Origin of the sequence: Shinella granuli (genome assembly GCF_004341885.1) — a bacterium.
In the GTDB taxonomy this organism is placed as follows: Bacteria; Pseudomonadota; Alphaproteobacteria; order Rhizobiales; family Rhizobiaceae; genus Shinella; species Shinella granuli.
The window spans coordinates 1-24,200 of record NZ_SLVX01000013.1 but is presented as its reverse complement, the minus strand read 5'-3'; the positions used below and the strand labels follow the sequence as shown (position 1 = coordinate 24,200).

37 protein-coding genes and 1 tRNA gene are annotated in these 24,200 nt (G+C 61.0%); 4 read left to right on the top strand and 34 right to left on the bottom strand.

Going from position 1 to position 24,200, the window contains the following annotated elements; genetic code table 11:
- Nucleotides 1-15 precede the first annotated feature (15 nt).
- Nucleotides 16-834: a hypothetical protein gene (locus EV665_RS19325; RefSeq protein WP_133035345.1), complete on the bottom strand. Its 819-nt coding sequence runs from the start codon at nt 832-834 to the stop codon at nt 16-18.
- A gap of 264 nt (nt 835-1,098) precedes the next feature.
- A tRNA-Leu gene (locus EV665_RS19320) sits at nt 1,099-1,183 on the bottom strand.
- Between the two features lie 532 nt (nt 1,184-1,715).
- On the opposite strand from EV665_RS19320, the gene EV665_RS19315 reads away from it, so the two are divergent.
- The 4 genes from EV665_RS19315 (at nt 1,716) to EV665_RS19300 (ending at nt 3,254) form a co-directional block, all read left to right on the top strand.
- Nucleotides 1,716-1,937, top strand: a complete 222-nt coding sequence (locus EV665_RS19315; protein ID WP_245507770.1) for a hypothetical protein — start codon at nt 1,716-1,718, stop codon at nt 1,935-1,937.
- 37 nt (nt 1,938-1,974) lie between these two features.
- Entirely contained in the window at nt 1,975-2,226 is a 252-nt protein-coding gene (locus tag EV665_RS19310) for a hypothetical protein (protein WP_133035344.1), read from the top strand.
- A gap of 113 nt (nt 2,227-2,339) precedes the next feature.
- The gene (locus EV665_RS19305; protein ID WP_133035343.1) at nt 2,340-2,996 is read left to right on the top strand and encodes an SOS response-associated peptidase; all 657 of its coding nucleotides are present in this window, start codon (nt 2,340-2,342) and stop codon (nt 2,994-2,996) included.
- Nucleotides 2,997-3,005: 9 nt separating this feature from the next.
- Nucleotides 3,006-3,254 carry a DUF982 domain-containing protein gene (locus EV665_RS19300; RefSeq protein ID WP_133035342.1) on the top strand — a complete coding sequence of 83 codons (249 nt, stop codon included), beginning with the start codon at nt 3,006-3,008 and terminating at the stop codon, nt 3,252-3,254.
- Nucleotides 3,255-3,366: 112 nt separating this feature from the next.
- Here EV665_RS19300 and EV665_RS19295 read toward each other — a convergent pair whose 3' ends face one another.
- The 32 genes from EV665_RS19295 to EV665_RS19145 all read right to left on the bottom strand — a co-directional run bounded on the left by EV665_RS19295 (nt 3,367) and on the right by EV665_RS19145 (nt 23,675).
- The gene (locus EV665_RS19295) at nt 3,367-3,741 is read right to left on the bottom strand and encodes a DUF1515 family protein (RefSeq protein ID WP_245507769.1); all 375 of its coding nucleotides are present in this window, start codon (nt 3,739-3,741) and stop codon (nt 3,367-3,369) included.
- 63 nt (nt 3,742-3,804) lie between these two features.
- Nucleotides 3,805-4,125 carry a hypothetical protein gene (locus EV665_RS19290; protein WP_133035340.1) on the bottom strand — a complete coding sequence of 107 codons (321 nt, stop codon included), beginning with the start codon at nt 4,123-4,125 and terminating at the stop codon, nt 3,805-3,807.
- Nucleotides 4,122-5,237, bottom strand: coding sequence for a glycoside hydrolase family 19 protein (locus EV665_RS19285; protein WP_245507768.1), 1,116 nt, complete (start codon nt 5,235-5,237; stop codon nt 4,122-4,124). Before EV665_RS19285 ends, EV665_RS19290 begins: the two co-directional genes overlap by 4 nt.
- The gene (locus EV665_RS19280) at nt 5,195-5,527 is read right to left on the bottom strand and encodes a hypothetical protein (protein WP_133035339.1); all 333 of its coding nucleotides are present in this window, start codon (nt 5,525-5,527) and stop codon (nt 5,195-5,197) included. The genes EV665_RS19285 and EV665_RS19280 overlap by 43 nt, the downstream gene beginning before the upstream one ends.
- Nucleotides 5,528-5,761: 234 nt before the next feature.
- Nucleotides 5,762-6,295 (bottom strand): DUF4376 domain-containing protein, encoded by a 534-nt coding sequence (locus EV665_RS19275; protein ID WP_133035338.1) that lies wholly within the window; start codon nt 6,293-6,295, stop codon nt 5,762-5,764.
- Between the two features lie 2 nt (nt 6,296-6,297).
- Nucleotides 6,298-6,900: a glycine-rich domain-containing protein gene (locus EV665_RS19270; protein WP_133035337.1), complete on the bottom strand. Its 603-nt coding sequence runs from the start codon at nt 6,898-6,900 to the stop codon at nt 6,298-6,300.
- Nucleotides 6,897-7,586 (bottom strand): hypothetical protein, encoded by a 690-nt coding sequence (locus EV665_RS19265; RefSeq protein ID WP_133035336.1) that lies wholly within the window; start codon nt 7,584-7,586, stop codon nt 6,897-6,899. The genes EV665_RS19270 and EV665_RS19265 overlap by 4 nt, the downstream gene beginning before the upstream one ends.
- Nucleotides 7,576-7,950: a hypothetical protein gene (locus EV665_RS19260; RefSeq protein WP_133035335.1), complete on the bottom strand. Its 375-nt coding sequence runs from the start codon at nt 7,948-7,950 to the stop codon at nt 7,576-7,578. The genes EV665_RS19265 and EV665_RS19260 overlap by 11 nt, the downstream gene beginning before the upstream one ends.
- A complete protein-coding gene (locus EV665_RS19255; protein WP_133035334.1) occupies nt 7,950-8,282 on the bottom strand; it encodes a hypothetical protein in 333 nt (110 codons plus the stop codon). Before EV665_RS19255 ends, EV665_RS19260 begins: the two co-directional genes overlap by 1 nt.
- A complete protein-coding gene (locus tag EV665_RS19250) occupies nt 8,279-8,947 on the bottom strand; it encodes a hypothetical protein (protein WP_133035333.1) in 669 nt (222 codons plus the stop codon). The genes EV665_RS19255 and EV665_RS19250 overlap by 4 nt, the downstream gene beginning before the upstream one ends.
- Before the next feature lie 8 nt (nt 8,948-8,955).
- Nucleotides 8,956-9,528, bottom strand: a complete 573-nt coding sequence (locus EV665_RS19245; RefSeq protein WP_133035332.1) for a hypothetical protein — start codon at nt 9,526-9,528, stop codon at nt 8,956-8,958.
- Nucleotides 9,529-9,546: 18 nt separating this feature from the next.
- Nucleotides 9,547-10,239 (bottom strand): baseplate wedge 1 family protein, encoded by a 693-nt coding sequence (locus tag EV665_RS19240; RefSeq protein WP_133035331.1) that lies wholly within the window; start codon nt 10,237-10,239, stop codon nt 9,547-9,549.
- Nucleotides 10,239-11,135: a hypothetical protein gene (locus EV665_RS19235; RefSeq protein WP_133035330.1), complete on the bottom strand. Its 897-nt coding sequence runs from the start codon at nt 11,133-11,135 to the stop codon at nt 10,239-10,241. The genes EV665_RS19240 and EV665_RS19235 overlap by 1 nt, the downstream gene beginning before the upstream one ends.
- On the bottom strand, nt 11,128-11,490 hold the full coding sequence (locus tag EV665_RS19230; protein ID WP_133035329.1) for a contractile injection system sheath initiator: 363 nt from the start codon (nt 11,488-11,490) through the stop codon (nt 11,128-11,130). The genes EV665_RS19235 and EV665_RS19230 overlap by 8 nt, the downstream gene beginning before the upstream one ends.
- Entirely contained in the window at nt 11,487-12,134 is a 648-nt protein-coding gene (locus EV665_RS19225; protein ID WP_133035328.1) for a Gp138 family membrane-puncturing spike protein, read from the bottom strand. Before EV665_RS19225 ends, EV665_RS19230 begins: the two co-directional genes overlap by 4 nt.
- A complete protein-coding gene (locus EV665_RS19220) occupies nt 12,134-12,976 on the bottom strand; it encodes a phage protein (protein ID WP_133035327.1) in 843 nt (280 codons plus the stop codon). The genes EV665_RS19225 and EV665_RS19220 overlap by 1 nt, the downstream gene beginning before the upstream one ends.
- A 3-nt stretch (nt 12,977-12,979) precedes the next feature.
- Nucleotides 12,980-13,285, bottom strand: coding sequence for a phage baseplate plug family protein (locus tag EV665_RS19215; RefSeq protein WP_133035326.1), 306 nt, complete (start codon nt 13,283-13,285; stop codon nt 12,980-12,982).
- A complete protein-coding gene (locus EV665_RS19210) occupies nt 13,285-13,869 on the bottom strand; it encodes a phage baseplate protein (RefSeq protein ID WP_133035325.1) in 585 nt (194 codons plus the stop codon). Before EV665_RS19210 ends, EV665_RS19215 begins: the two co-directional genes overlap by 1 nt.
- Nucleotides 13,866-16,112, bottom strand: a complete 2,247-nt coding sequence (locus EV665_RS19205; protein WP_133035324.1) for a tape measure protein — start codon at nt 16,110-16,112, stop codon at nt 13,866-13,868. The genes EV665_RS19210 and EV665_RS19205 overlap by 4 nt, the downstream gene beginning before the upstream one ends.
- Nucleotides 16,109-16,270, bottom strand: a complete 162-nt coding sequence (locus tag EV665_RS32370; RefSeq protein ID WP_162853106.1) for a hypothetical protein — start codon at nt 16,268-16,270, stop codon at nt 16,109-16,111. Before EV665_RS32370 ends, EV665_RS19205 begins: the two co-directional genes overlap by 4 nt.
- A 44-nt stretch (nt 16,271-16,314) precedes the next feature.
- A complete protein-coding gene (locus EV665_RS19200) occupies nt 16,315-16,722 on the bottom strand; it encodes a phage tail assembly chaperone (protein ID WP_133035323.1) in 408 nt (135 codons plus the stop codon).
- A gap of 499 nt (nt 16,723-17,221) precedes the next feature.
- Nucleotides 17,222-17,737 carry a hypothetical protein gene (locus EV665_RS19195; protein ID WP_133035322.1) on the bottom strand — a complete coding sequence of 172 codons (516 nt, stop codon included), beginning with the start codon at nt 17,735-17,737 and terminating at the stop codon, nt 17,222-17,224.
- Between the two features lie 72 nt (nt 17,738-17,809).
- The gene (locus EV665_RS19190; RefSeq protein ID WP_133035424.1) at nt 17,810-18,274 is read right to left on the bottom strand and encodes a thermonuclease family protein; all 465 of its coding nucleotides are present in this window, start codon (nt 18,272-18,274) and stop codon (nt 17,810-17,812) included.
- 241 nt (nt 18,275-18,515) lie between these two features.
- Nucleotides 18,516-18,953: a phage structural protein gene (locus tag EV665_RS19185; RefSeq protein WP_133035321.1), complete on the bottom strand. Its 438-nt coding sequence runs from the start codon at nt 18,951-18,953 to the stop codon at nt 18,516-18,518.
- A 12-nt stretch (nt 18,954-18,965) separates the two neighbouring features.
- Complete coding sequence (locus tag EV665_RS19180; protein ID WP_133035320.1) at nt 18,966-20,099, bottom strand: DUF3383 family protein; 1,134 nt, start codon at nt 20,097-20,099, stop codon at nt 18,966-18,968.
- A 3-nt stretch (nt 20,100-20,102) separates the two neighbouring features.
- Nucleotides 20,103-20,690 carry a phage neck terminator protein gene (locus EV665_RS19175; RefSeq protein ID WP_133035319.1) on the bottom strand — a complete coding sequence of 196 codons (588 nt, stop codon included), beginning with the start codon at nt 20,688-20,690 and terminating at the stop codon, nt 20,103-20,105.
- Nucleotides 20,629-21,036, bottom strand: coding sequence for a hypothetical protein (locus EV665_RS19170; protein ID WP_133035318.1), 408 nt, complete (start codon nt 21,034-21,036; stop codon nt 20,629-20,631). Before EV665_RS19170 ends, EV665_RS19175 begins: the two co-directional genes overlap by 62 nt.
- Nucleotides 21,033-21,512, bottom strand: a complete 480-nt coding sequence (locus EV665_RS19165) for a hypothetical protein (protein ID WP_133035317.1) — start codon at nt 21,510-21,512, stop codon at nt 21,033-21,035. The genes EV665_RS19170 and EV665_RS19165 overlap by 4 nt, the downstream gene beginning before the upstream one ends.
- Nucleotides 21,512-21,904 carry a DUF4054 domain-containing protein gene (locus tag EV665_RS19160; protein WP_133035316.1) on the bottom strand — a complete coding sequence of 131 codons (393 nt, stop codon included), beginning with the start codon at nt 21,902-21,904 and terminating at the stop codon, nt 21,512-21,514. Before EV665_RS19160 ends, EV665_RS19165 begins: the two co-directional genes overlap by 1 nt.
- Nucleotides 21,905-21,906: 2 nt before the next feature.
- The gene (locus tag EV665_RS19155) at nt 21,907-22,245 is read right to left on the bottom strand and encodes a hypothetical protein (protein WP_133035315.1); all 339 of its coding nucleotides are present in this window, start codon (nt 22,243-22,245) and stop codon (nt 21,907-21,909) included.
- A 3-nt stretch (nt 22,246-22,248) separates the two neighbouring features.
- Nucleotides 22,249-23,181, bottom strand: a complete 933-nt coding sequence (locus EV665_RS19150; RefSeq protein WP_210234655.1) for a DUF2184 domain-containing protein — start codon at nt 23,179-23,181, stop codon at nt 22,249-22,251.
- A gap of 17 nt (nt 23,182-23,198) precedes the next feature.
- The gene (locus EV665_RS19145; RefSeq protein ID WP_133035314.1) at nt 23,199-23,675 is read right to left on the bottom strand and encodes a structural cement protein Gp24; all 477 of its coding nucleotides are present in this window, start codon (nt 23,673-23,675) and stop codon (nt 23,199-23,201) included.
- Nucleotides 23,676-24,200 lie beyond the last annotated feature (525 nt).

Genomic DNA, 24,200 nt, shown 5'->3' with positions numbered 1-24,200 from the left:
CCGTTTCAAGCCGGATCAGAAAAGGTCCGGCACATGCTTGGCCACATGGACCGGCTGGCCGTGATCCTGCGAGGCGAGGAAGTCGAACGCGTCGGAGCCCGTCGCGCCCGAGGCATCGTCGATGGCGAAGGGCCGGGCGGCGAAGGCCGCATCGCCGTGGTCGCTGCCGGCTGCCGCCACCTTCTTGAACACGAAGGCGTCGGCACCGCCGTGATCGTCGTCCGCCGGCTCGCCCGCCTTCTTCTTCACGCTGGTGAACTTGAGCTGGAGCTTGCTGAAGAGCTCGGCGGTCTTGGCCGATTCGAAGAGATACTTGTCGCTCTTGTCGTAATAGTCGCCGAAGGCCTTGAGGTTGAGCTTGGCGGTGCCGATCACGTCGCCGTCGCCATCCACCGCCTTGAACGTCACCACGTCGCCGGCAATCTTCGTCGAGGTGATGGTCATCTTCTCGGTGCCGAGGGCATAGACCAGCTTGAACTTGCTGAAATCCCCATCCTTTTCGAGGTTGAGGCTGTAGTTCATCTTGGTCTTGAAGCTGTCGGTATAGGTCGCCTTGATGGTGATGCCGGCCTTCGTCTGCGCCGTGGAATAGGCCAGCGTGCTGCTATAGCCTTCCCCCTTGATCTTCAGCGACAGGCTCGTCGTTGTCTTGCCCACCTTCATCAGGATGTCGGTGGTGCTGTCGCCGAAGCTGCTGTCGATCTCCACGGTCGCCTTCAGCGTCGTGGAGGTCTGGCTGTACTTGGTCAGCTTGACCGTAAAATCACCGACACCGCTCAGCGAACCGTAAGTCTTCTGCAGATAGGCCTTCGTCAAATATTTCGGAAATTTCATCTATGCCCCCAATGTTGCCTCAAGTTGAAACATTGGGCGCTAATAAAACGAGAGTTCCTTCACCTTGCAAGAGACCGACTCTGGATTGCGTCCTGCCGCGTGGACGGAGACGGCGATGTGTTGCAAGGCCGGCACATTCCGGGTGGGGAGCGATGGAAACGCCTCAAGGGCAGCCGGTGGCGATCGCACTTCGCCGTATCCGCGATCCCCTCGGCCTGCGAATCACCCGTCTCCGGCGCCGAACGGCGTTCGCGGGGCAAACAGTGGTGCGGGCGGCGGGGATCGAACCCGCACAGCCAAGGCCGAGGGATTTTAAGTCCCTTGCGTCTACCAGTTTCGCCACGCCCGCTTGCAGGCGTTTTCAACGTGTTACCGGAAAAATGCAAGAGGATGTTTTGCATCAAATCCTTCGCGTTTTGCAAAACCTGTTCTGGAGGCGTTCTGTCGCCGAGATGGACGAATCATTTTCAACGTCGGATCTGCCTTGACTATCCCCTCATCCAGGATCATTTACGCCTCAGGCGGAACGTGAACACATAGAGAACGAAGGAATGCGGCCCTTCGGATGAGGGACCGCATGTCTGACGAAAAGGGATACACCTCTACCGCCACATGGGGTGGGATGCTTGCCCTCAATCACCGCCTGACGGTGTATTGCGATCCATGTGGCCGCTCTGTCGAAATAGACTTGGTGCGCTTCCCGCCAGACGAGAAGGCGACTGGACGGGTCTTCCGGTGTTCTCTCTGCGGGGCAAAGGGGCGCTGCATTGTCTCCGCCCCAACTCCCGGCGCGCCCAAGCTGGCCCCTGGCTTCTATGGCGCTGCCCCAGTCGGCCCGAGGCCAGAGCCAATACGCAAGCGGCGCAGGAGGCGGTGACACCATGTCGAGACTCGACTACACGGGCGGTATGGCCTTAGACGATCGCACCGATACCTTTCCCCACGTACCCGATGAGCATTACTGCGAGCATCCGAACTGCAACACCTGGGGCGGTTTCGGATTGGCCCGTAGCAAGGGAGAAGCTTTACGTTGGTGGTGCTGGGAGCACTACCCGTTCAAGGAGCCGGGATCGACGCGCGGGAACGGCACCTTGCCGGGTTGACGCCGCCGCCCTATCCTCCAGATCATTGGAGGAGACTATGGCAATCACAGGCCCGCAACGCCCCACGGACTACGCGGATCGTTTTTCCGACTGCGAGCAGGCCATCGAGGCCGAACTGCAGGCGCTGATCGCACGTGCGGTGGAAGCAGGTTGGGGCGAGACCGAGGCCTGCGTGGCAATAGGCTCGCTGGCGGATCATCACGTCCTTTCGATACTCGCAAACGAACAACTCGAAATGCGGATCTCTGCCGGCGATCGTCACGGCATCGTGTTGCAGGGCAAGCGCTGATGGTCAGAGGAGCGCTCTACTGGGTGGCGCTGACTATTCTGCTGGGCTGCGCCATCGTGGGTGTCGCCTCCCCGTTCATCCGCATTCTCGCCGGCCCGTGAAAGGGGTCCCAGATGTGCAATTTATACAACATCAGCTCCACGCAGGACATGATCCTCGCCGTTACACGGGCCCTGCGTGGCAACATCGGCAATCTCGAACCGTCGCTCGATGTCTATCCGGATCGGGCGGCACCTGTGGTGCGGAACATCAATGGGGAGAGAGAACTCGCATCCCTGACCTGGGGAATGCCGTCACCGCCGTTTGTCACCAAAGGCAATCCGGACACCGGCGTCACGAATATCCGCAACATCAGCTCCCCGCACTGGCGCCGGTGGCTCGGGCCGGACAATCGCTGTCTTGTTCCGTGGACGACGTTTTGCGAGTGGGAAGACACGAGGCCGAAGAAGACCAAGCGGTGGTTCGCGATCAGCGAGGAACGACCGCTGGCCTTTTTTGCCGGTGTCTGGACGTCCTGGACTGGCGTGCGCGGCTCGCAAAAAACGCCGCGGCCAGGCGACCACGAGCTTTTCGCGTTCCTGACGACAGATGCAAACGCCGTGGTCAAGCCGATCCATCCGAAGGCAATGCCGGTCATCCTGACGACAGAAGAAGAGCGCGATGTGTGGATGCGCGCGCCATGGGACGAGGCGAAGGCGCTGCAAAGGCCGCTTCCCGACGATGGCCTTATCCTGCTGCCGGTCGAAACGGAACAGCCCACTTTGTTTTGACGGGGAGATATGGACCGCGGCTACTGGGATAACCCTGTCACGATCGAGACGCTCACGCTGGGGCGCTATCGGACCGTATCAAGCACCGCGGAAGCCGCGCGTGTCCTGCTTGAGGAATGGCCAGTCGACGAAGGTGAGGCCTTTGTCGCAGCCAAAACCCTGTGCCTCGCCGTTATGGAGGGAAACGCAGACCCGGAGGAAGCCCGGAAGGCATTCCTTATCGCCGCCGACGAAACGGATGTGTTTGTCAGGCCCTGAAACGAAAAAAAGCCCCGCAACCCGATAGGGCGCGGGGCGTTGCAGAAGATTGAGACCTTACGGCGCAGAGCTTAAGCGCTGACGCTTAATTCGGTCAATGCCCTTGTCGCCATCAGCCTTTCCCGATCAGCACCATCCCGATCCGTTTCAGCGCCTCGCTGAAGGTCACGCCGAGGGCCATGGCCGCCACGCCGGTGACCGCGAGCGCCCCCATCCCCATGAGCTTCCACCTCCTCACCTCATCCGTCACCGGCTTCATTTCCGTCACGTCTTCCTGAACCGTGACGATTGAGGACTCCACCTTCCCTACCCGGTCCACCACCTCATCGAGCCGGCGGTGGACGACGGCCCGGCTCGCCTCGGATTTGTCTTCCGAACGCCGGCTCGCCTCTTCCATGCGGCGGATCGAGTCCTGCAGGCTGTGCATCCCGGCGACGAGCTCGCCGAGCTGACGGTGTACCGCGGCGTCAATCTCGGGTGGGCTCATTTCCAGCATCCTTTGCGCTCGCCAGCGCGGTCATTCCCGATAACGCGCTCGGCGCCGGATCGATCAGCCTGCAGAAGGGCAACCGTCCCCATCGGCGACAGGTTCGCCTTCACAAACCCCGCGCAGCTTGAGGGATTCGCACTCTGGCACCCGGCCAAGATAGGCAGTGCACAAAGAATAATCATCCATACGCTGGAGGTTCGCGTCATCGCCCTTCCTTTCCAGTTCTTCCTTTTGAGATTGGACAGCCTGCTCGGCTATGAGGCGGTCCCTGCCCTCCTGCCGGGCCGCTGGGAGCGTGAAGGCCTGCACGTAGCTGTAGACCACCACACCGCCGAGGATCGCGCCTGCGCCGAGCTTCAGAGCGTCGAGGAGGCCGGTCACTGTTCAACCTCCCCGCGGATCTCCTTCACGGCCGTGATGATCTGCCGGCGCATGATGAAGAGCAGGAGCAGTGCAACGATCGCCACGCCGCCAACGGCGACGATGGTCTGCCAGTTTGCGCCGAACGCGCCGGTCATCGCCGTGCCGGCCGCGCCAGCGGCGCCGATGAGCCAGCTTCCGCCATTCGTCTGCTTTTTGACGGCCTTTTCGACGGTTTCGGGCACGACGGGCTTTTCGACTGGCACAGGAACTTTGACCTCGACGGAAACCTCCTCGACGACGGGTGCGGTTGCGACCTGATCGGAAAGACGTTGGGGCGCGGTCAGCTTCAGGAGGGCAGCATGCAGCGCGGCGCGCGTCAGCGGTCCGGACGTGCCAGAAACATCCTTCAGGCCTGCGGCCTTCTGGAACTTCGGCATTTCATTGACGGCATAGCCGAGGAAGGCGAGCGCCAGCCGATCGTAGTACCGCAGCCGGTCCGCATACCCGTTCAGCCCGCCATTGATCTTGCGGGTGACGTTCTCGATATCGCCACGGTCGGCATATCGGTTCAGATCGCGGGTGGACCAATACCAGATCGGCGAAAGGCCCTCCCATGGATCGGAGTTGATCTTGTCGGGCGCAGCTTCGAAGTTCGGCGCTGTCGGGTCGAACGCCTTGGCCCATTTGCTGAACTCACGATAGTTCGCTCTGCCGGTGACTTGGATCGGGCCACGGCCGCGGTATTTCGAGCCGTCACCCTTCTGGGTGTTGCCGAGATCCTTGCGACCCTCATAGCGCTTCTGAGCCGCGGTCGGCCCCCAGATTTCCCGATCCCATACGAACCCGCCGCTCTCGTGCATGATCTGCGCGAGATACTGGACGAGACGATGAGGCTGGAGAAGCCCGAAGCGCTCGCCATAGATGGTCAGGGCGTCAATCACGCTCTGCGCATTGGTCTTCTGGGTAGCGTTGAAGGCACGTCCATAGGCGCGCTCCAGCAGCGCAAGCGAAAGCGTTGCGGTCATGGGATGTCCTTTCGGGATGGAAGAGAAAGCGCCGCCGAAGCGGCGAGTTGCCGGCGCCGCCTCTAAGAAGCGCCGGAGGGGAACGGGTCGAGATAGATCGCCCACGCGACGGCATGGACGAGAGCCGGGCCGATAAGGTCGAGCAGGTTCTTCCAGCGGATCCACATCAGCAGCCACGCCCGCGGCGATCCGGACGGAAGGTCTAGCCCGGTTTCTGTGTCGCGCTTCTCCCGGCCGATGTACCATGCAAGCGCCAGGCCTGAGCCGAGCAGGAAGCCCTGACGCGGGGAATAGACGCCGATCAGCACGCAAACCGCCGTGATGACGATGGCGATGATGAAAGCCTCCAGCGCGTGGCCGAAATTGCTCTTGTCGATTTTGAACGTGCCGAGCATCAGCGTGCCCTTTCGTGTTCGAGGATGGTTTGAAGGTCTCGCCACTGGCGATCCTCGCGGGATGCACAGCCGGCCAAAAGCAGGCAGCACAAGGCCGCCGCGAGGGTGCGGGTCATGGGATACCTTCACAGGTTCGTGATTGTCTGGCATGCTGCAGGTGCAGCCGTGAGTAATCGCGTCGGCCGCAATCGAGACCCGGTTGAGCGAGACGAGGTCGTTCCCGGGTCTCGGTGGCTACGGCCAGTAGGCGTCGTCGGTGTAGTCGGCCGGGATCGGGTCCGCATCCTTGATCGCGCGGGCCGCGAAGATGTGCGCCGTCTTGTGCGCCATGGCCGCGAGGCCGAAGGCATAAACGGTCTGCGCGTCCATCGGATGGGTGCTGTTGTCGGCCGCGATCCACATGAAATCGCTGTCACCGCCATGCCAACGGTAGTCGCCGGCCTGCGCTCCAAGCATCATCGCCCCGAGGGCCGCCGTTCCGGCACCCATGATGTTCTCGCGGTCTTCGGGACGGCTCTGATAGAACACGCCCCCGAAGGTGAAGCCGGCCACGATGCGTCGATCTCGCTCGGCGTCGACGTCTTCCGCGGTCGGAACTGGAGGGGGCGGGGGCGCCCAGGCCTCGCCGTCGCGCACCCATCCTATGCCGATGTCGAGGCCATCAGCGTCGACCACGTCGAACCCAGGGCAGACAAGCGCGGAAATGATCAGGTCGGGGGCCTCGATGACATTCTCGACGCGATCGTTGTCGATGATGGCGACACGCATACTCACCCCCTGCACGCAAAGATGGATATCTCACCGCGTTTGCCGGGTTGCTTTCGCCCGCCTCCGCCGCCAGGGATTTGTGCATTATCTCCACTCCCGTTACCGCCATCGCCGGCAAACATGGATTTCCCCGGCGTCCCGTTAGAGGCGCCACCGCCAGCGCCGTACCATACAACCGACAAGATGTTCTGACTGCCGCCGACACCACGGGTGCCGCGCGACCACTTGTCCGCAAGAGGTGGAGCCGTGCCATCATTGTCAGCGTCAGAGGCGCCAGATTTCCCTCCGACTACGGTGATCTCACCGAACGTCGTATTGCCGCCGGCGGAGCCCATGGCTCCACCAGAACCGATGAGGTATGCAACGCTGCTCGGTAAATCTCGGCCCTTGCAGCGAAAGACCGCACCGTCCCCGCCATTGCCGCCGCGACCAGCCGCGTTGTCATTGTTCTCGCCGCCCCCGCCGCCGGCGTTGAGGTATATATAGACGTCGTCGTTATCTTCGATATCCGCCGGCTTAGAAAACGTGCCCGACGTCGTGAGCGTGACGGAATAAACCAGCTTCGCGCCGCTGTTGGCGAAGAGATCGGAAAAGGTAGTGCTCAAGGCAAGGCCTCCGGGAAAGCGACCCACTCGGTGGAGACGAAGGTGAGGCGAACGCCTTGGCCGTCATCATCAAGAACGAGGGAACCGGACACGTTACGGATCGTGTTGACGTCCGGGTCGATCGTCACCGCATTGCTGCCGACGCGCCAGATCGTGACGACGTTGCCATTCGTCGGCGACGCGGGGAGGTGAACAGTTACCGCGCCACCGGAGGTATCTGCGATAAGTCCATCGCCCGGCACTGCGTTCGTTTCATCAGAAATGATGTCGGCATGCCCAGCTAACTTCAAGTCGATCTCAGCCTTGGAATAGACTGCGCTGGTGTCTGCTTTGCCAGAAAGAAGCGCGCCTACCTCCGTCTTGCTGTAGGTTGTTTCCTGCGGAGCCCCGCCGATGTTCTCCAGCGCTTGCGCCGCATCGTCAACGTCGGCAAGGTTCTGCGCAGGGTCAAGGCCGCCACTTGCATCTCCTTTCGGGATGCCGAAGTCGAAAATTGCCGCACCTCCCGTCCCGACGTTTGTTACTGTCGCTGGTTGGCCAGGCTCCAGCGTTGTAACCACCCCGACCTCAATCGTAGCGCCCGGCCCGCTTGGCCCGGCGCGTGCGATCCCAAGCCTTTGTGCCTCGATCAGAGGATCAACGGGAGTTGGTGATGGATTCGTAACGGGGGAGACATCAATTATCATCGCGCGTCACCCCCAGGTCAACGGTGACGGTTCCCGATGCGAGGTTCACCTTGCGGTCGTCGGCCATGGTCCACACGATGTCGTGGAAGTAGACGCCGGGGTTCAACCCCTCGACAGTCTCTTGCGCAACGTCGAAACTGATAAGGCCGGTCGAAGGGTCATCGATCACGATCCGGCCGTTGTCGGTGGATAGCAACAAGTCTATCCTCTGCGCCTCCGGTGATTGGCGCAGATGCATCAGGAGGGACGAGCCGCTCAGGTCGAAAGCGGCTTCCGAGGATTCGCCTAAATCGGTGACGAGCAGGATGTTGTCCCGCCAGTCCTCGTTCGTGGATACCTGGAAATTAATGGTCCAAAGACTCATCAGAAGAACTCGACTATTTGCCATTGGCCTTCGATGCGGAAGGCGGCGCCACCCGGTGGCGATGCGCTGATCCGCAAAGTCGTGGCATTGAGCATCGTAAGCGTGCAGAACATCGTGCTACTGGCGCTGTTGCCGCCGCGGAAAATTAACCCGCTGCCATTGGTCACACCGACGTCGCCGAACGCGCAACCACCTTGGAACGACAAGAAGACCTTATTGACATCTTCGACTGCGGGGACGGCTACGTCGACACTTGTACCAGCAGTAGCAACGGTTCCCCTGGAGACCTTCTTCACGGCCCCTGTGGTGATAAGATCAGAGACAGCAGTCATGCAAAGCTCCTTGCCAAGAGGGTAATCCGCCAATCGCCGTCAGCGGCAATGAACTGTAGCTCGACGGTGACATTGGAGACGTCGCAGATAAGATCGGTGGCGCTTCCCTTGATGGTCTTGCCATTTCGGCCAATCGTCAGGTTGTTCGCCTTGAAGTTCCCGCCCTTATCGTAAATCTGAACGGTGTCGCCATCCGATGGGGCGGCCGGCAGAGTGTGGGTGAGCGGGCCGCCCGCGGTGTTGTAGTAAAAGCGGCGGCCGACGGTGAGTCGTCGAATGACTTGGGCGCTCAAGCTTCCAACGGTCACCTTTTTGCCGTCGACGGCGGAAACATCCCAAAAGGCCAGCGTGTCGTTGTCGTCGAGCGTGACCTCTACCCCCGCCCCGGCGATCAAGCGCTGGAACAGGTGCATGGAATGCTGATTGGGCGTGAGCGCGAACCAGTTGCCCAGCGCCGGGTTGTAGCGCTTGGCCTGCTTCACATCGATGTGCCACCAGAGCACGGACTGATCCGTGGGCGGCGTATTGCTGCCGGTGATCTGCGAGAAGCCGAGATCGAGCAGGAGGCGCGCGAGGACGTCGCGACCATCAACCGGGAGGGCATCGCCCAGCTTCCCGGTTGCCGAGGTGATGAGCTTGTCAGCGGATGGGGAAAAAGCTGCCATGTCTCACCTCACGCAAAAGTCAGGGCGGAGCCCATGTCGGCAAACGATACGACAACGTTGTCACCGGCGATGACGACGTTCAGGCCGGAGCCGGCCTCAAGCGTGCGAAACTCAAGGTTCCCGCCGTCGACGCCGGAGAAGAATTCACCCGTCCCGGTCCCAATATTGTCGGCACCGATGATCAGGCCGCCGCCGGTGTCGCCGCCAAGGCCCTGCACGAAGTCCGAACGGGTCATGGAGCGGTGGGCGCCGGCCGAAGCGTCATAGATCGCGATCAGGTCGTCATTGGCGATCGACGTTTCGGCCTGCAGATCGTTGATCGCGAGGGAGAGCGTCAGGTCATTCTCAAGCGTTCCGCCCCCCTTGATGCCTTCCGTTGTCGCGATGCTGCGAAGCTGGGAGACGAAATTGCCGGCCGAGAGCGCGGCAACAGCAGCCTGAAGCGCCTGGATGATGTAGTTGAACCGCCCTGGAGTGACCAGGCCGCAGTCGAAGCCGCGCGCGATTTCAGCGGAGGACGGGACGTCAATAGCCGCGCCGTCGTCCGAGGCCCAAGTCGGCCCGTCCGTTGGAAATGCCATGTTTTCCTCGTGAGGTTGTTAATCGAGTCTGATCGGAACCGGCCAGTAGCCGTTGCAAAAGCCGCCCCACCCGGTCCCGAACCCGAAGGCCGGGCCATTGGAATGCGAGATGTCCAGTCGCACGCCGGGCGGGATCGGAAGTGCCTGCTCGTAGAGGTGAGCAATCGAGATTTCGATGTTGGTCAGAAGGCGGCCGGTCAGGATCTCGATCACCCCGTTGCCTTCCTTGCCTATCGTGGCCTGCGGGCCGAAAGCGTCCCGCGCGGCCATCGTGATACCCTGGTGGGTGTAATCGCCAGCTATGGCCCAACGGCGGGCTTTTACGAAGCCGCGGTAAAGCTCGTCGTCGGTGAAGCAGAACTCGATATAGTCCGGGCCATCCCCGCAATCCCATTCCGCTTCGCAGAAACCGCCGATCGGGACTACCGGCGGGCCGCACTCGTCCTCGCAGGCAAAGCCAAACACCGGGCGGCGCTGGCCTCTGCAATGGCACCGGGGCCAGCCAAGGGCCTTGCCGATGATGGTCAGTTGGTCGCCGACGGCCGTGTCGATGTCGAAGTAGTCGAGGAGCGAGCACGCCAGTTCGTTGACGGCGGCCGGCTCGGCAAGGCGGTCACGGATGAAGCCGAGAAGCCTGGGGCTTTCACGGTATTCATCAGCGATCTTGTCGAGCTTGCTCTCGACCAGCAGCGCGGGATCGGGGCAAACCATCAGACGTACCTTACGATGACGTTCGGGCTGATGATGACGGGGCGCTCATAGATCGTCGTCGCGATTGAGGCCGCCGGCTGCGAATTCGCCACCTTGGCAATCCGGCAGTCCACGATCTTCATATTCCCTATCTGGGCCGTCTCGGCCACGATCCGGTCTTCCGTCACGGTGTCGCCGTTCTTATAGCCGCACTCTCCCGCGAAGGCGTCGATGACGAACTGAGTGATGGTGCCTACTGACGGCGGCGCGCACTGGCACGCGTCTGCGATGTGGCGAACATCAAGCTCGACACGGATCGGAACCTCTATCGGGCGGATAAAAAGCACGGTCCGGCAAAAGCCATCGGCCTCGATCGACACCGGGTAGTCGCCGAAGAGCCCAATCCCGCCGATTGCGTTCTCATAGATGACCTTTGCCACATCTTCATCGTCGCCCCCGATGACGGCGTGAGCGACCGAATGGGGCGGCATGCCGTAGCTGTTCGCCTCGTGGGAGGAGTTCTCTATGATCCAGGCGAAGGAGACGCCGTCGATGGCGGAAATGTCGTTGATCCGCTTCGAGAGCTTGATATCCGTCTTGCCGTCGTTCGTGATGCGCGTGCGGAAAGCGACGTCGAGCTCGCCGGTCAGACGCTGCAGGCGCTGGAACTTGCCGATGATGTCGAGGTGCGGCCCTTCGGCGCCGTCCACATCAAACGACTGGTATAGATTGAGGAACGTTTCCCAGACATCGGCGAGGGTGTCGGCAAACAGTCCGTTGAACTGGCCAAGGGGAGACTGCTCGTCCTGAATGATATCGGAACCGAAGCGGTCGACGTTCTTCTGCTCAATCTCGGCCAGGAGGACGTCGAGCGTCTTGCTGGCAAACCCTGTCGGGACGACGCCATAATCAGACATTCACCAGCACCTCTTCATCAAACTCGGTTCTGATCCGGAGATCGTAGACGTCGGCCTGCCGCCGCTCAGGACGGAAATCCATGGCGAAGGAGGTGATCTCCACCACGCCGGGGACGCGCATGATCGCGTCCTTGATGACCGCCTCGGCCGTGGCCTGGTCGAAAGGCTTGGTGAAGACGAACTCGATCCACGGCACGCCCGCCTCGGTATTGAGGAACCATTCGCGGGCGAACAGGCGAAGGTGTTGCTTCACCCGCTGCGCCACCGCCCGTGCGTCTGTAACGATCACGAGCGAGTTGTTCGTGATCTCCAGATCATGCGTGGTAAGATCGAGTGACAACGCTTTGTAAGTCATCGAAATTTCATCTTTGCGAGTCGAGCCTTGACGGCCGCGATTGCTGCACGCACACCCGGCGTGAACCCCGGCCCCTCGATATCGTTGCTGGTCTCAAGGATCGTCATCAGGTCTTCCATGATCTGGAAGGCGCTCTCTCCGGCGCCTTCGATTGCCACGGTCCCCTGCGGCGTCACGCGAACCCCGTTCTTGTGATCGTCGGTCCCGAAATAGAAGTTGTCGGCGTCGTAGTCAGCCATTGCCTTGCTGTCTGGGCTTGCGCCCGGCACGAAGCGGCCATCGGAAAAGGAGTGGAACCGGCGGGTGTTGGCCGCCTTGGCCTCTCCCGAGGTCTGGAAATTATCCTGATCCCGCGACCCAAAGCGGACCATACCAGTGTCCCCCTCCTTGATCGGGAGGGACATGACGAAGCCCCCGCCACGATGGAGATCGACTGGCACCTCAAGGAGATCGGGGAAATCGACCTCCTGCCCATTGAAGACGGGCTTGTGCAGAACCTTTAGCGTGACCTGCTGTTTCTTCGCGTCGAAGGATTTCACCTGGGCCGGCAGTTCCGTCGCAACGTCGTTGCGCTCGGATTCGGCGACCATGCCATAAACATCCTCGCCGACCCGCCGGTTTGCGCGGCCAAATACACCGACCATCAGCCCGAGACCTTTCCACCGGAGAGCGTCTGCCCTTCGACATCGACGTTGAAGTCACCATCCATATTGTCGCCGTAGTACCGGAGCCCGTTGACCCGATATGTGCCGGGCTTCCCGTTCATGTCGAGGACATCGGAAATCACCTCGATCAGCCGGTTCGGCCGGATCGCGGGGTCTAGGAGGCATTGGACACTGATCCCGCTATCGGTCACCGTCGGCACACCAATCATGCCCGTCTGCGCGGAGATAACGACGCGCTGGTCGAGGTATCCGTCGGCTGGGATCGTCTCAAGTGCCTCATTCTGGTAGCTCCAGTAGAAGTTATGGCTCCGGCCAAGCTGGTCCATGGCGCGCCGCGTGCCGCTCACCAAGGTCAGCGGCCGCTTTGTGGTCGGCAGATCGTCCAGCCCCTTGAGTTCGCCGCGGCTGATCCCTGGCATCCCCTCGCGTCGGATATCCTCAACGATATCCTTCACCTTGGTACCCGTCGGCCATGTCTTTGCGACATATCCCTTGCGCTCGGCCTCGTCGCCGTCGCCGACCTTCACTTCCGTGATGACGTTCGTTTCATCGCGCTGATGAAAGACCTCGCGGATTTTGCCCTTGAGGATGATGCCCGTACCTGTGCCCTGATAGCCGGCCTCCAGCTGAACGCTGTCGAATTCCTTGCCGACGGCCTGCCGGTGAGCGGCACTCAGGTTATAGACCCGCACCGTCCCCGCGTTCGGAACGCCTGAGATCGTCTTTTCGATATCGAACTCGATCTTCAGATCGGTGACGACGAGGCTCCCGCCGCCGCCCGAGAAACTGGCCTTGACGATACGAAGGTATTTCTGCCCCATGGATCACACGTAGCTGTAAAGCTTGACCTGGCCGGCCGCGAACGCCTCCATGGTCGGGATGACGGTATGGTCTTTCGGTCCGACGACAAAGAGCTTGCCAATGCCGAGATCGAAAGGCTCAAGAAGGTCGACGTTCGCCACCATCTTCCGTCCGGTCAGCACAGTCGTCTCATCAATGGACAGGTCCATCGAGTAGCGTTGCGCCATTGACGAATACCGCATGCGGATCGTGACCTTTCGGCCGTTGATGATGGTCGAGAACACCTGACGGGGGGCGTCCAGCACCGGGATTTCGTAGAGTGACGCCATCAGTTTACGAGCCCATAGAGAATGGAACCGGTGTCGGTCGTGGTCGCTGTGGTCGTCGTGGTCGTGGTCGAGATGTCGCCCCGGATGACATCGGGAGAGCCTTTGATGGCGGTGTCCGTCGTGCCGAGCGTTTTCGAGGTCAGCTTCTTCGCCTGCCCATCGTCGGGAGCGCCTGACACACCAGCCGAATACGAGGAACTGACGATCTGGATTTCGCGCAGTTCTGCCGTGAACTTGAGGACCATCGAATAGTCCTTGTCACGCTCGGCTGTGATGCTCTCGATCAGGGTGTTGCGATGAACGTCCAGCCCGGAAACGAGAGTGAACGGCACGCGGCTTTCCTGAAGCGACTTGAGTGCCTGCCAGCCTGCTACCGCTACTGCCCTTCCCCCGCTGCTGGAGCGGCTCGTGGAGCCGCCAATCACGCCCTCTATCGTGATGCGCTTCGGCTCGACATAGGCATGGTCGGTGATGTCGGCGCCGAATTCGACCGGCAGCTCGGTAATGCGAAGGCGGCTTTCGATAACTTCCGAGATCACCGCATCGACCGGTATCGGCCCGATGGTTCGGGGAAACAGTATCATCGTCCAGAACCACCAGGGTTAGCCGTTACGGCGAGATTGCGGAGTGCGGTGTCACCGGCGCTGCGGACGCCAGAACCCGCTGCCTGGCCAATCTGGGACGGCGTGGCATTGGTCGTGGCGTTGACGGTCACCGGAGACGAGATGCTGATGTTGTTGTTGGTAACGCGGTTGTCGTTGGCGACAGTCTCGACGGCCTTATCGGTCGCCCCCGTGCCGGTCACACTCTCGATCTTCGATGCCACCGAAGCGATAGCCGTCAGGAGGCTGTCAACGTTCTGCATGGCTTGTTCGCCGGTGGTCTTCTTCGGCGGCACCATGCCACCAATCGCCGAACCCGCCTCAGACGAATTGACGCGGATCCGGTTCTGGTCCGACACATCCTTCCACCACTGTGGCTGTTCCGGGATAGCAGCGTTGAAGGCGTCGGCGATACGCTTCGCGAGCGCCTCGATCTTGCCGACGATGACCTCGATCTTCGCAATGAACTCCTCAAAGAACGTCACGACGCGGTTCCATGCGTCGATGAAGTTGAAGTCTGGGGCGAACGCCCGAACAACACCTTCGAAGGTGTCCTTGATGATCTGCCCTTGGCGCTGGACGCCTTCGGCCAGCGTTTGAACGAATCCGGAAAGATCGCCCTGCGCCAACTGGGAAAGGTTCGTCCCGAAGGTCGAGAAGACGTTTGCGAGGGATTCGAATGCCCCGCGCAGAACCTCCAGGCCGCCAGTTATCGTTCCGCTCGTGATGTGCGACAGATACCCGCCCAATGTGGCAAGTGCAGCCTCTCCCTTATCGGAAGAGCCGTTTGGCGAGATAGACGCAAAGAACTTGAGCAGCGCATCAGCGGCGTCACCCAGGCCCTTTGCAAGGGTGGCCATCGACGTGCCGAGCCGCTCGGATGTCCCGGACCACGACTGAAACGTCTCTGTCAGGGTTACTCGGCCGATCGCATCTTTGATGCTGGAGAGGACGGAGGCGATCTCATTGTAACCGCTCTTGAGGCTATCCACGACGCCAGTGATGGCCCGCCCGATGGCTTCCGGTGACAAATCGAGATCGATGCCCCACGAGGCAAACAGCTCCTCAATGGCGTCGAGCGCCTTACCTATGAGGCTTTTACGACCGTCGAGCCATGCGATGAAATCGTCAATGGCCAGCATGATTGCTGCGACTGCGGTTACAAACGGCGCGAAGATCAGCCCGGCGGCGCCGACAGCGATAAGGACGCCCTTCCATGCAGACTTTAGCCCAAGCAGGCTGGAGACAAACTTGCCAATGCCCGTCACAGCCTGGAGCACGCTTTTCACGACACGGCCAATCGCGGACATGAACCGCAGCGCGCCGGACACAAAATCAGCAATGTCGGCGACGGAGAACCCCTTGAACAGGGCCTTTACGGCCTCTCCGGTCTCGACCAACGTGTCGGATATCTTCTTCGCGAGCGCATCCAGCGAACCATCGGCGACCATCGCCTCGATTGTATCGAGCACAGCCTTGAACTGCGTCTTCACCCATTTCAGAAGGCCGGCATCCGAGATGCGGAGCAGGAAGTTCGTCCACATGTCGCCCAGGTTGGCGACGATGCCCGAGAACGTCGTGGAGCGCTTCTCCATCGCGCCGAGGAAGCGGCTATCGAAGATGCCTTGAAGCGCGGCCTGGATCTCGGCCGCATCCTTCTTGACGGTCTTCGTCATGGTCTTGCCGTTCTGGGACCACGAATAGGTGACCTTCTGGCCGGCAACGGTCGCATTGATGCCGAGTTCTTTCAGACGCTCGTTCTCGCCCCGTACCGCGTCGGCGATGGCCTCGACGCCATCCATGAGCGACTTGCCCATGGCGGAGCTCGCATCGCCGATGCTACGGAGAAGCCCCTCCTGCGGCTCCAGGCCGTTCGCCTTTAGACGGACGAAGGCCTCGGATACCTGCTGAAGGTCATATGGCGTCTTGGTCGCAAAGTCCTGAATCCATGCCAGCGACTGCTTCGCTTTGTCCGAACTGCCCTCGATCGTCTCCAGCGTGGCAGACAGGTCTTCGAAAGTGGAGCCCACCTTGACCGCATCAATACCGAGCTTGCCGACGCCGGCACCAATCGCCGTAGCCGCGGCGGCTGCGAAGACGGCGGCACGCGCGGCAAAGGCTGCCAGCACGCCCGTCGCCTTCTGAAGCCCACCCGTGAAGCGGCGAAGGTTCTCCTCGCCCTTCAGGTCGAAGCCCAGCAAGGCAATCAGTTCTTCAACGATCATCGTTTCCGTTCCTGTTCCTTGCGGGCGTGCTCGTGGATGGCTTCCTTGAGGTCCAGAGCCTCATGGAAGTTGGCGAGATCATCGATTGTGAGGCGGGTGTTGAGGTCGATGTATTCGCACATCCGGGGATCGGCGAGGATCGGGCGCCAGATGTACATCTCTTCGGACAAGGTCGGCGCGATGCGCTCGACCTGTTGGGGCGTCAGGCCGCCGGCTTCACCGCTGACATAAGGCCTGCCAGCTTTCCGGCGAAAAAATCGCGGTAGTTCACCTGCAGCACGAAGGCGACGAGCTGAAACGCTTCGACAAGATCGGCGGGGTGAATGTCATAGATGACGCCCATATAGGCGTTCCCGTCCTTGACCTCGGCCTTTTCGGCGATCTCCACGAGGAAATTCGTCAGGTCGTCGGCGTCGGAGCCCATGAGGATGTCGACGATGGCGGTAAGTGCCGCGGCATCGCGTACGTCCTCGCTCTTCGACATCACGGCCGAAAGCTTCGAAATGCCGGGGCCGACGAGCTTGGTCAGCCGGATGAGGTTGCGGGTTGCATCCGTTGCGGGCATCTTCTCTACCCGATAGGTCTGCGATCCGATTTTCTTTTCGGCCATTTGGAGGGCTCCATGCGGGTTGGATTATTGAGTGCGGCATTCGCCGCGATGCTATGTGCAAGCGCGTCAGCGCAGGTGACTGTCTGCAACGGCGATGTTTGCACGCGGGAAATTGAAGGTAAGGAAGAGCGACTTTCCGACGCGGAGGTTGGAAAGTTGAAGCGTAGCAATGCCAGGACCGCGATACAAAGCATTGAATGCAGGCATGCGGCTGATGCCGCGCGTTGTGACGAAGCGGTCAGTGATCTGTTTGGGCTTTTCCCCTACTAAAGGCTTCCCTTTCCTTGGACGCCAGCTACCGGGAAGACGCCATCGTATGCCTGTGCGTAGATCCTCTGCATATCGTCCAAGAGTTTTTTTGCTTCGTCGACCGTCATAGGCCTACAGACGTGGCTGACCGAGAAAGTCTTACGGTTGTACCGCTCATCCAACCGCAGCCAACGAATAATCGCTTCTCGAAGCATCTTGCTCTCCATCTGAAATGGTCGGATCACGCCGATTAAAACTTAACCTCGCCCGCGAAATGGCTTCTGGCAATTTCGTCGCCATATTTATCGACCAGCTTGCGAGCCTGGAGGAGAGTCATTCGCTTCCCCTCCAACTCGTTCTCTGTGACTGTATTCCGCTCATCTCGGCAAGACTTGAGTATGCAGTGTGTAATTCCCGCATCCTTCATTCGCCGAAGGTCGTGCAGTTTGCTTGCTCGAAACGCCTCCAGCCTTATGCCCTCTTCAAGGATCTTGAGTTCGGCCTTTGTAGCTGAAGGGAGTCTCTCGGCAATCTTGCTGATGCAGCCCTTGATGCTTCCGCCGTTGCGAATGTACATAGGCGCGACGTCCACGGCGGCAGAGACAAGATCGTGGGGTAACGAGTTACTTCCTTCGAAGCGCAGTCTTATTCTCTCGGGAGGCGGCCCGAGATCATTGAAATCAGGATCACCAGCGACTTTGATCCCAATTCGCTGCACGTCATCACGACCTCTTTGTCGAGTGAGCCACTTAAATATTCCGAACATGGCAGCCCCCCCATAACAAGAGGTGAAACTGCTCAATTTTGGCCGATCTGTCCAGAAGGATTGGAGGCTTGGCTAGCAGCTAGGCTTGCGCTTTGCTCGCTCGCCGCGCGCGACACATGGCTCTGTAAACTCCCCACGCCAGATGCCGAGGTTACCGGCCTTGGCGCGGTCCTGAGCATCTGCGTAAGCGCCCTTGCTGTACCGCGGCCAGTCCAGTGCATTGCCGGTCTCCACCAACCAGCGGTTCACCTCGTAGCCGTCGGCACGGAAGCAGGTTCCGACGAACCGCCCGTACCTGTCTCGCTCCACATACTCGCACCGCGTCGGCCGGGACTTGGCAAGCCACTCGTCTAGAGCAAACGCGGCCTCTTTGCCGCACCGATACTCACCACCGTCACCGTCCAGGCAGCGCTGCCAGCTTTCCGGGGCGTCGATGCCATTTAGGCGAATACGCTCGCCGTTGATTTCGATCGTGTCGCCGTCAATGACTGAGGCGCGACCAGTGAGTGCATCCTCCGCGGACGCGGGCAGAGACATCAATAAGGCAATCGCAACGGCCAAAATCAATGGCAATGGACTTCACCTGCTTTCTTATCCATGTGGCAGCACTTGCCAGGAGGAGAGCTTTTTCGGCACCCTCCTCCGTGTGCCATTGCAGTGGTCGCAACCGCGACGACGCCGACAATCAGCCAAATCCATCCCTTCATTGCCCCCTCCTATGCAAGCCGCATAACGCAGGATTGCATAGGAACGTCGTGGATGCAATTTTCAGACGGCGTCAGTTGTAATTCTGGGTATCCCAGACCCAACCTTGCGCGAACAACTCCCATTCACGGACCGAAGCATTGACGCCGAGCTGTTTGGTGGCCATCTGGCGGATAACGACCTGGGAGGACGAACCGCCCTCCCCATTGCCGGTATCGCGAACCGAGAACGTCATCGGGTCGAGCTTGCCGTTCTTCATCAGTCGGTACTTCTGGTCGAGATACCGATGGATGGGCGAGTTCGGCTGAAGCCTGATGCGGATATAGACGGACTGGTCGGCCGTGATGGAGACGATCGCCGCACCGTCGGCGCCGACGAGTTCATTCGCGACCTGGGAACGTTCTTCCACCTCGACCGCGTCGTCACCTTCCCAAAGGCCCGTCACGTCCCGGCCGGCCAGAACCGCCTTGACGTTCAGATAGCTGTACATCGTGAGTGCAGTGTTTGCCATTGGTCAGGCTCCTTAGAAGGTCATCGTGAACGCGACGGTCGCGTAATGGCACGCGCCGGCGTAACGGAAGAGGCCGGAAATCGGCGGCGCGATACGATTGCGCCGCTGCGCTGCCGAGATCGAGGTGACGCGGGTCGGCGTGATCTCATAGGACCGCACAAGGTTGCCCTCGTCATCGATGTCCTCGGCAATCAGGCCGGCATCAGTGGCGCGGTTCATGACGGCGCGAACGCCCGAGGCCAGGATCTCGACGCCTGGGTCCGTCATCGGGATGCGATCGTTCGTCGCCAGAATGCCGATCAGTTCTTCCTGGGTGCGCGCGATGAGCCAGTCCGCGGCGTGGATTTCGTCGATGAATGCACCGGAGAGAACGTTGCCCTCGACAAGCATGAGCGAGCCGCCGATGTTGACGAAGACGTTCGCGAGATGGCCGGTCGTCGTGTTCTGGCCGAGCGCCGGGACGAAGCCGGTGATCGCCTCCACGACGGAGGACGCCTCATTCAGGGCCGTGATCCCGCGCATGCGCTTGAACTTGGCGGTATAGGCCGTGTCGGGACGGTCGAAGTTCCGGGTCGCGGTATAGGCTGCAACGGCCGCCTCAAGGTACTCTGCGGCCACAGCGTTGTAGAACACCGCCGTGCGGTCGTATTCGCCCTTGCCCTTGGCGGCGACGTTGGTCGTGTCGGCCGGGTCCTTCATCAGCGGGTCGACAGAGCCGAGGAAGAGGATCTTGTTCTTGCTCTCGGTCCAAGCAATGGCGGCATCTTCGTCGGCGTCAACGCCGCGAATGGATTTGGTGAAAACGAGCTGATACCAGTCGTTATCGTAGGCCGCGATGGCGTCCAACTCGTCCGCGATGTCGTCGCCCGTATCGGTCTGGCGGAAGCCGATCTTGATCCTGGTCGGGCGCACCGGCTGCGAAAGCATGGTGTTGGCGGCCTTGTAGGCCTCATCGGACGCATCCCAGTCCGCGGAGACCTCATCCATGCTGGCATAGGTCTTGGTGCGGATGGACGCGCTGATGACGGAGCCGCTGGGCGTTTCGTCGGTGACAATCAGCGGCGTGCCGAAGCCGGTGATGGTCGGGTAGTTGTCCTGCCGGGTGACCGTGACATCCACGACTCGGCTCTTGGGCAATACAGCCATAGATTAATCTCCTTCTGGCTTTTGATAATCGCCCGACACAAGGCCGGGTCGGTCTGTGGGGCCGAGCGTGATCGTGCCTTCCAGAACCTCGTCGATCGGCACGCGGCCGATCTGGATTTCATTGCCGGCACCATCGGTGATGACGCCGCGCTTGACGTAGCCTCGAATGGCAAGCTCGAACTGGGCGCGGCCTTCCCACTTCCCGTCGATCAGAACCGGAAGGCGGCGAATGCGCTCGATCGGCTGCGCGATGAGCGGGTGAAGATGGAAGGCGCCAGCATCACACGACGCCCACGTGACCACCTGCCGTGCCTTGTCGACTGGATCGCTCGCATAGACATTGATGGAATAGAGCCATTCGAACGGGATAACCGGGACCTGGTACAGATCCTTAATCCCGTCAGACTCAGGAGTGTCGTCTTCCTCGTAGAGATAGGTCACGGCATGAGCGAGCTTGACGGCCTCAATGAGGTTGACCTCGACATACTCACCCTCAGGCCGCGGCGCCGAGGGGTGCGCTTCTATTACCTCAATGCCAGTCGCCGCCATCAACCACGGGCGGAGTGCTTGAAACAGATCGGTCTCTCTCAACGTCTCGCTCCAGATAGGCTTTGCAGTAGCCGCCTTCCGAGCGGTCGGCGATCTTGAACACCCGAAACCACGAGGAGCCGACCTGGATGAGATCGCCCCTGGTTTTCGTGTCCTCGGAAGAGGCGCGCAGTTGCGTGCGGGTCCAGATCGACCAGACGACGCGGGTACGGTCGCCGTCGGGCATGCGGAGCACGTCGTTCAACGCCGGCGCAAACACCGCAGCTCGGATGGTGCTGTCCACCGGTACTCCGCCTTCGACCCAGCGGCCGTCGACATAACTGCCCGTGGCTGGCCGCCTCAGCGTGTAAGACTTTGCGAAATGGTCGATCGCGAGGGCAGCGGTCATTCGTCAATCTTCCACGAAACGTTTTTCCCCATCTCGCCAGTGTCGACGAGCGGGTTGGAGGAACCCTTCAGCGCGATGGTGACGGGGCTATTCGGCGGGGAGGAAAGCTTTACGATGCTGTCCCTGATGTCCCTCTGGCCCATGATCCCAAGCTTTGACAGCGCTTGCCGCATCGTCGATCGCCCGGTCAGGATGCTCTTCGCCGCGGGCGCCACCTGGGATTTCATCGCCTCCTTGGTCTTTTTGACGCCGAGGCGCATGAACGGACGTTCGGGGACAGGCCCGCCCCATCCGCCGCCGGAGGCACCGCCCTTGGTCCCGAATTCGTTGTAGAAGGCCTTGTTGATATTCTCCTGATCGGATTCGCCGGAGACGAAGCCCACCTTCACCTGCTTCGGCCCGGTGATAGCGGTCATGATCTTGCGGCCGAGCTTCGAGAAATCGCCGCGGCGCTTGATGCGGACGGTGACGACCATCAGACGACGGCCACTGCCGGGAAGTTCTTACGAAGCAGTTCCAGATACATCCGCCCATACTGGGTTTGGAGGTAGCCGCTGGCTCCCGAGGATGCCCCGGAAGAGCTGCCAGCACCCGCGTACTCCGTTTCCACATCACCGACCTTGAAGCGCTTCACCGGCCCCGTTGAGCCCGTGCCCTGCCCCGTGGTGCTACGGCTGGGCTCGCCCTCCATGGAGAGGATGTGTGCGGCCAGGTACATCTGCGCCTTGGCTCGATCGCGCTCCAGCCAGGTTGAGCCGACCGCGTCGAAGGCTTCCGCGAGGATGAGATTGACCAGCGCGTTGGATACGGGTGCATACTCGGGGAAGCGGGCCTTGAAGGTCTCTGCGGTCGGCTGAACGTAGGGCATGGTTACTCCGCCAGCTTATTGTCGATCTCTTCCTGGATCTTCTCGGCCGACCAGCGGTAGTGGACGGAGATGCCGAGTTCCTTAGCTTCCGCCTTGAGCTTGGCGAGGGCATCGTCGTCGACGACCGCCGCGGTGTCGTCATCGGCCGGGGTAGAGATTGCCGCCTTCGGCTCGTCGGGACGCTCGTCGCTTTCGATCACGCCGGCATTGATCCACGAGCGAACAACGGCGTGGTTCTTGATGATGCCCCAGCGCTCGACGTTGGTCGGCACGCCGGGGCGAAGGGTGATGCCGCCCGGAAGACCGAGCGGACCCTTGTGGCTGGAGGTGACCTTTGCCATGGCTCAGATCCCGTCGCGATATTTGACTTCGGCCGGGCGGCGGATGTCGAGACCGCCGAGGCGGAAGACCCCAGGAACGACCCACCGCAGCGGACCGTCCTGGTAGACCGGCAGGAAGCGATGCGGCATGGGGATATGCAAACGCAAAACCTGCGGATCGCGACGGTAAGCGATCAGACGTTCGGTGTTTCCGGCGCCTGCCGTCTCCAGGCCACGGACACCGCGGATGGTCAGCGGCTGGCCGGTCATGGCGGTATAGGTGTTGTTCCGGCGCAGGAACTCCAGCACGGTCATGGTCGTGTCGCCGAGGCGGCGCGTGGCAAGCGTGTTGATCTTGCCGTTGGACATCAGGACCGTGTCCGCGACCGAGGTGTAGAGCGTGCCAGTCGCCTGGGACAGGATGGCCTCATTCACGTCGGCCAGCATGGAGTCCGGATCGGCGCCGGTGCCATCCCAGTCGCCATTGACGGCGGCGGCCGGGGTGATGGCGGCGTTGTCGAGCAGGCCGTCGAAGCCCTTTTCAGCATCACCGGCGAGAGCGACACGATCGACCATTTCCTCATAGGCACGACGGGCCGCCATAGCGTCGTCGTTCTGGAGGTTGCGGCCGAGCATCATGGCGACGTTGATTTCCTCCCACCCCCAGCCGTAGCCGATACCAGCGGCATAGACCGAGGTCTTGTGCTGGGTCAGTTCCGTGCCGGCGAGCGGGATGTCATCGGCATTGCCGTTGATCCACTTGGCTGCTCCGAATTTATCCGAGCTGTAATAGGTGACGGTCTGCGCGAAGGGATGCGCGGACGTGTCGACCGGGATGAGGGCCGGATACTGGATATCCGGGTAGACGGTCTCGTTGACGGCGGCCTCGACGTGAGTGGTCTGGGAGACCACAAAGCCCATCGCGGCCTGCGCGTCGAACTGGAAGTTGACGTTCATTGATCGGTTCCTTTCGATTAGCCGAGACGGAGTTTTGCGAGCCCGGCGCCAGAGGTGGACGAATCCCACCGGGCGTTCGGGATGGCGACGACGCCGGACGTGACTGCGGCCGTGCCGAGGACGCCGGAGGCGAGCGTTACGGTGACGTCCTCACCGGCCTTCACGGCGGCGGCGACTTCGACCCAGATCACGCCCTTGCGCATGATGCGGGCGCTTTCGTACTGAGCGAACTTGCTCGGGGTCTCCGGGCGCACGGAACGCTCGCGAACCGTGACGCCGAGGAATTTGAAAGCATCCATGTCAGCGGTATCGAGGTCGCCGGTGCACTGGCCATCCTTGGAACCGTCGGCGGCGGCTTCCTGGACGACCTTGCCGAAGCCGATGCCGGCGGCGTCAGCGACGGTGCGCGAGATCAGCACCGCGCCTTCCGTGTTTGCGATCTGGCCTGCGACGGCCGGGCGGATGGTTTCCTGATAACTTGTTTGAACTGCCATAGAAAATCCACCGCCCGCGAGGACGGTCCTTTCTTGCTGGTGAATTTGAAGGGTGGTACAAAATGCGAACGCGCCGAAGGCTGGCAGGCCGACGACGCGTTCTAACCAAGCCAACCTTTCGTGGAGGTCAGAATGGCTAATTCTCCTGTATGCTCGATTCCCGGTTGCAACAACCCCCGGAGAGGGCGCGGATACTGCACCGCCCATTATCTTCGTTGGTACAGGTATGGCGATCCTCTTGCGGGTAGAACGCCCATGGGCGCTCCACAAAAATGGATCGACGATCATGCCGACGTCGAAAGCGACGACTGCTTAATTTGGCCATTTTCAAGGAACCTGTATGGATACGGCCAAATCAATATAAGCGGCACCCCGGTAGGGGTTCACCGCATAATGTGTGAGCGCGCGAACGGCGCAGCCCCGAGTGATAAGAGCTGGCTCGGGAAATCTGCACAGCGGGGATAAGTGGAGTTTCTGCCTGACTTCGGCTTAGATGCCGGGAACAGGAGAGACTATGACGAGACG

Bases quoted from the DNA above. Each gene is read 5' to 3' on its own strand.
- EV665_RS19325 (WP_133035345.1), bottom strand. From the start codon at position 834: ATGAAATTTCCGAAATATTTGACGAAGGCCTATCTGCAGAAGACTTAC.
- EV665_RS19315 (WP_245507770.1), top strand. From the start codon at position 1,716: ATGTCGAGACTCGACTACACGGGCGGTATGGCCTTAGACGATCGCACC.
- EV665_RS19310 (WP_133035344.1), top strand. From the start codon at position 1,975: ATGGCAATCACAGGCCCGCAACGCCCCACGGACTACGCGGATCGTTTT.
- EV665_RS19305 (WP_133035343.1), top strand. From the start codon at position 2,340: ATGTGCAATTTATACAACATCAGCTCCACGCAGGACATGATCCTCGCC.
- EV665_RS19300 (WP_133035342.1), top strand. From the start codon at position 3,006: ATGGACCGCGGCTACTGGGATAACCCTGTCACGATCGAGACGCTCACG.
- EV665_RS19295 (WP_245507769.1), bottom strand. From the start codon at position 3,741: ATGAGCCCACCCGAGATTGACGCCGCGGTACACCGTCAGCTCGGCGAG.
- EV665_RS19280 (WP_133035339.1), bottom strand. From the start codon at position 5,527: ATGCTCGGCACGTTCAAAATCGACAAGAGCAATTTCGGCCACGCGCTG.
- EV665_RS19275 (WP_133035338.1), bottom strand. From the start codon at position 6,295: ATGCGTGTCGCCATCATCGACAACGATCGCGTCGAGAATGTCATCGAG.
- EV665_RS19265 (WP_133035336.1), bottom strand. From the start codon at position 7,586: ATGATAATTGATGTCTCCCCCGTTACGAATCCATCACCAACTCCCGTT.
- EV665_RS19260 (WP_133035335.1), bottom strand. From the start codon at position 7,950: ATGAGTCTTTGGACCATTAATTTCCAGGTATCCACGAACGAGGACTGG.
- EV665_RS19255 (WP_133035334.1), bottom strand. From the start codon at position 8,282: ATGACTGCTGTCTCTGATCTTATCACCACAGGGGCCGTGAAGAAGGTC.
- EV665_RS19250 (WP_133035333.1), bottom strand. From the start codon at position 8,947: ATGGCAGCTTTTTCCCCATCCGCTGACAAGCTCATCACCTCGGCAACC.
- EV665_RS19245 (WP_133035332.1), bottom strand. From the start codon at position 9,528: ATGGCATTTCCAACGGACGGGCCGACTTGGGCCTCGGACGACGGCGCG.
- EV665_RS19240 (WP_133035331.1), bottom strand. From the start codon at position 10,239: ATGGTTTGCCCCGATCCCGCGCTGCTGGTCGAGAGCAAGCTCGACAAG.
- EV665_RS19235 (WP_133035330.1), bottom strand. From the start codon at position 11,135: ATGTCTGATTATGGCGTCGTCCCGACAGGGTTTGCCAGCAAGACGCTC.
- EV665_RS19230 (WP_133035329.1), bottom strand. From the start codon at position 11,490: ATGACTTACAAAGCGTTGTCACTCGATCTTACCACGCATGATCTGGAG.
- EV665_RS19225 (WP_133035328.1), bottom strand. From the start codon at position 12,134: ATGGTCGGTGTATTTGGCCGCGCAAACCGGCGGGTCGGCGAGGATGTT.
- EV665_RS19220 (WP_133035327.1), bottom strand. From the start codon at position 12,976: ATGGGGCAGAAATACCTTCGTATCGTCAAGGCCAGTTTCTCGGGCGGC.
- EV665_RS19215 (WP_133035326.1), bottom strand. From the start codon at position 13,285: ATGGCGTCACTCTACGAAATCCCGGTGCTGGACGCCCCCCGTCAGGTG.
- EV665_RS19210 (WP_133035325.1), bottom strand. From the start codon at position 13,869: ATGATACTGTTTCCCCGAACCATCGGGCCGATACCGGTCGATGCGGTG.
- EV665_RS19205 (WP_133035324.1), bottom strand. From the start codon at position 16,112: ATGATCGTTGAAGAACTGATTGCCTTGCTGGGCTTCGACCTGAAGGGC.
- EV665_RS32370 (WP_162853106.1), bottom strand. From the start codon at position 16,270: ATGTACATCTGGCGCCCGATCCTCGCCGATCCCCGGATGTGCGAATAC.
- EV665_RS19200 (WP_133035323.1), bottom strand. From the start codon at position 16,722: ATGGCCGAAAAGAAAATCGGATCGCAGACCTATCGGGTAGAGAAGATG.
- EV665_RS19195 (WP_133035322.1), bottom strand. From the start codon at position 17,737: ATGTTCGGAATATTTAAGTGGCTCACTCGACAAAGAGGTCGTGATGAC.
- EV665_RS19190 (WP_133035424.1), bottom strand. From the start codon at position 18,274: ATGTCTCTGCCCGCGTCCGCGGAGGATGCACTCACTGGTCGCGCCTCA.
- EV665_RS19185 (WP_133035321.1), bottom strand. From the start codon at position 18,953: ATGGCAAACACTGCACTCACGATGTACAGCTATCTGAACGTCAAGGCG.
- EV665_RS19180 (WP_133035320.1), bottom strand. From the start codon at position 20,099: ATGGCTGTATTGCCCAAGAGCCGAGTCGTGGATGTCACGGTCACCCGG.
- EV665_RS19170 (WP_133035318.1), bottom strand. From the start codon at position 21,036: ATGACCGCTGCCCTCGCGATCGACCATTTCGCAAAGTCTTACACGCTG.
- EV665_RS19165 (WP_133035317.1), bottom strand. From the start codon at position 21,512: ATGGTCGTCACCGTCCGCATCAAGCGCCGCGGCGATTTCTCGAAGCTC.
- EV665_RS19160 (WP_133035316.1), bottom strand. From the start codon at position 21,904: ATGCCCTACGTTCAGCCGACCGCAGAGACCTTCAAGGCCCGCTTCCCC.
- EV665_RS19155 (WP_133035315.1), bottom strand. From the start codon at position 22,245: ATGGCAAAGGTCACCTCCAGCCACAAGGGTCCGCTCGGTCTTCCGGGC.
- EV665_RS19150 (WP_210234655.1), bottom strand. From the start codon at position 23,181: ATGAACGTCAACTTCCAGTTCGACGCGCAGGCCGCGATGGGCTTTGTG.
- EV665_RS19145 (WP_133035314.1), bottom strand. From the start codon at position 23,675: ATGGCAGTTCAAACAAGTTATCAGGAAACCATCCGCCCGGCCGTCGCA.